The sequence below is a fragment of the Parashewanella hymeniacidonis genome (assembly GCF_016900895.1).
In the GTDB taxonomy this organism is placed as follows: Bacteria; Pseudomonadota; Gammaproteobacteria; order Enterobacterales; family Shewanellaceae; genus Parashewanella; species Parashewanella hymeniacidonis.
Genome location: NZ_JAFEUN010000199.1, coordinates 1 through 3779 on the forward strand (window position 1 = coordinate 1; position 3779 = coordinate 3779).

At 45.9% G+C, this 3779-nt stretch carries 1 protein-coding gene and 1 pseudogene; one reads left to right on the forward strand and one right to left on the reverse strand.

The window, feature by feature from the left end:
- Positions 1–1074, reverse strand: a pseudogene (locus tag JQC92_RS21385) (hypothetical protein); the annotation flags it as partial.
- 305 nt (positions 1075–1379) lie between these two features.
- Here JQC92_RS21385 and JQC92_RS21390 point away from each other — a divergent pair.
- A partial coding sequence (locus tag JQC92_RS21390; protein WP_205001558.1) for a hypothetical protein occupies positions 1380–3779 on the forward strand: 2400 nt, incomplete at its 3' end.

Consider the following 3779-nt stretch of genomic DNA (forward strand, 5'->3'; position numbering starts at 1 on the left):
TCTACCTAACGAGTCCAACACGCTCATGAATGCATTTACCGTCTTATGATAATGGCATTCCTGCGCCATAAATAACCCAAATGTTTCGTTACCACTTTTCGCCGCTGCCAGCTCCTTGAATGCATCTTCCGACAAAGATTTTTCTCTCAACAACTCGGCCAACACCGTCATAAATGCCGTTACCACTTCATTACGACCGTTTTGCAACGCCAGAAATAACCCTGCTGTTTCATTGCCACCTTTCGCTGCTGCCAGCGCTATGAACTTATCTTCTGATAACTTCCCTTCCTTCAGTAACTCCGCCAGCACCTTCATAAACGCAGTCACCGTATCATGATGACCATTTTGCAGCGCTAGATGCACACACCTTTTTTTTTGAGAATCTGATAACTTTAAAAAATTATTATCGGTCAGACGTAATTCACGAAAGCATGCGGAGAAATCTGAAATAGGACGACCTTTTCCGAAGACAATATTAATATTGGCAAGCCACAACCCATCATGAGCGTACTTTTCATCTGTAATGTTAAGTAAAAGTTTACTCGTTATAGCTGCCTCATACAGAGTATTATCGTGACTCACGGACAGCCAGCTTGAACCATCAAACCCAATTTGAACCGCATGATTGATATAAGTAATAACCAATGAGAATGGCACGTCATGGGAACGCATCTCGTTAAGGCAGCAGGTCAGTGATTTTCGATTGAAAGAGCATAAAAAAGCCTCAGCCACGCAAGGTCTGCACTTTTTGCGCTCATCATGAAGGGTATCTTTTTCAGCTTGTGTAAATGATAACAACTTTGCAGGTGCAGGAATATTTTGGTGAAGTGGTAAACCTAATGCAACATATTGTGAAGCGCTTAAGACGTTGCCTGAATAAACGACCACACCTTCAAAAAAAGCCTTAAGGTCGTCTTCCTCACCGTTAGGAAGCTTCTTGATTCTGGCGTTATACGTTGCCCCATCAAATCTTATCACCGCCTGCGCAGCCATAACCGCAAGTCCGTAGCACACCCCGTTATCCACAGACGGATAACCGAAACCATTCATAATGGATAGAACTTTCGATGCCATAGAATTCATTGAGATTTGGAAGAGCCAGTATTTTTAAAATACAGGCAAACAATGCTAAAAAACGAGTTAAAAATCGTTAACGCTCTTGACTTTTTCAGGAGTTATAGCAGGCTGAGCCTTGGCATAAATGCCTTCTCAGCTTAAAAATCGGTTCTGTCGCATCTTTGCAGCCTAAAAAACACTCAAACCAAGGTTTCAGCTAGAAGATATACTGCCGAGATTCATCTACAGAGCAGTAAGAATGCCACTTTTGCCTAAAAAGCTCTTAAAGATGACTGGGCTTTGTGGGTAATCAGGAGAAATTTATGCACTCACTTGACCGCACTTTAGCTCAGAGCGCCCAGAAGTATTCTCCATCACCCATGGTTTCCCCAAGCGACTCGATTAACACCAACGACAAGACTTTTACGGTGAAATCGAGTGAGTCCCCAGCTTCATACGAGTGCTTTCATGATGCATCACAAGGTGACGTTTTGAAGCGGGGACACAAAAGACCAAGAGTCCCCCCTAGCTCCCAGAAAAATCGGCAGAAGACCAAGCGAGCGAAACTGACTTCAGAGGCAGGAGCTCCCCCTAGCTCCCAGGAAAAGCGGCAGAATAGCAAGCGAGATAAATTGGTTTTAGATACAGAAAAGCTTAAAAAAGAACTCAAACCTTTATTTACTCAACTTCCTGACCAACGAGAACCTGAAACCATCGAGAAGGCTATAACATTTATAACAACTGGCAAGGTAAAGCTGACGGCGTTTGAAGGTCTATTTAAAAATAATAAAGGCGCAATAACAGCCTTTGCAAACCTATCCGACAATGATATTGAGTGTATAGCTAAACATCCTCAATTATCGTACGTTATGTCGATGTGCCGCCAAAAAGGTCTGCCCACGCCAGCGGCGCTGAACACATTATTCAAAGATGAGCATTTAAAAGATGAAAACGGCCGCTTATGCAAGACAAAGTTGGCTGCGGTGGTCAGTATGTGCCGCAAAAAAGGTCTGCCCATGGCAGAGGCGCTGAACACATTCTTCAAAGATGAGCATTTAAAAGATGAAAACGGCCGCTTGTGCCTGACAAAGCTGAAGGCGGTGGCCAGTATGTGCTGCCAAAAAGGTCTGCCCACGCCAGCGGCAATGAAAGCATTCTTCACTGCTGAGCATTTAAAAGATGAAAACGGCCGTTTATGCAAGACGAAGCTGGCTGCGGTGGCCAGTATGTGCTGTCAAAAAGGTCTGCCCACGGCAGATGCAATGGAAATGTTCTTCAAAGATGAGCATTTAAAAGATGAAAACGGCCGCTTGTGCCTGACAAAGCTGAAGGCGGTGGCCAGTATGTGCTGCAAAAAAGGTCTGCCCATGGCAGAGGCGCTGAACACATTCTTCACTGCTGAGTATTTAAAAGGTGAGGACGACCGCTTGTGCCTGACAAAGCTGAAGGCGGTGGCCAGTATGTGCTGCCTAAAAGGTCTGCCCACACCAACGGCACTGGAGGCATTCTTCAACGATAATAATCTGAAAGATGGACGTAACTTGTGCCTGACAAAGCTGAAGGCGGTGGCCAGTATGTGTGGCCGAAAAGGTCTGCCCATGGCAGAGGCAATGAACACATTCTTCAACGATAATCATCTGAAAGATGGACGTAACTTGTGCCTGACAAGGCTGAATGCGGTGGCCAGTATGTGCTGCGAAAAAGGTCTGCCCACGCCAGTGGCGCTGAACACATTCTTCAACGATAATCATCTGAAAGATGGACGTAACTTGTGCCTGACAAGGCTGAAGGCGGTGGCCAGTATGTGCCGCCAAAAAGGTCTGCCCACGCCAGCGGCAATGAACACATTCTTCAACGATAATCATCTGAAAGATGGACGTAACTTGTGCCTGACAAGGCTGAATGCGGTGGCCAGTATGTGCCGCCAAAAAGGTCTGCCCACATCAACTGCACTGGAGGCATTCTTCACTGCTGAGTATTTAAAAGGTGATAACGGCCGCTTATGCAAGACAAAGCTGGCTGCGGTGGCCAGTATGTGCCGCCGAAAAAGTCTGCCCACGGCAGAGGCGCTGAACACATTCTTCACTGCTGAGTATTTAAAAGGTGAGGACGACCGCTTGTGCCTGACAAAGCTGAAGGCGGTGGCCAGTATGTGCTGCCTAAAAGGTCTACCCACGCCAGCGGCAATGAAAGCATTCTTCACTGCTGAGTATTTAAAAGGTGATAACGTCCGCTTGTGCAAGACAAAGCTGGCTGCGGTGGCCAGTATGTGCTACCAAAAAGGTCTGCCCACGCCAGCGGCAATGAAAATATTCTTCAAAGATGAGCATTTAAAAGGTGCGACCCGCCGCTTGTGCCTGACAAAGCTGAAGGCGGTGGCCAGTATGTGCGGCCAAAAAGGTCTGCCGTCCGCAAGCGCGTTAAAAGCATTCTTTAACGCCATAACAGTTAATCACTCTATAAGCACGGAATTGATGAGCGTGTGTAAACATTACTTTCATAGGGAAGGGCTAAAAACCTCAACCCAAGCCATAACAACAATTAGGAAGACGATAAAAGGGTGTCACTACAAGGGCTACCGGAAAATTTCTGCTGAAGACCGTGAGGTTCGTGAGGAGGAATTTGTGATTAACTTTACCACTCTCCAATTAATCATTCGACTTGATAACAAACTTCAAAAGCAAGTTAAGCAATGTTATTCCTTAAATAACGGGGTGTTCACT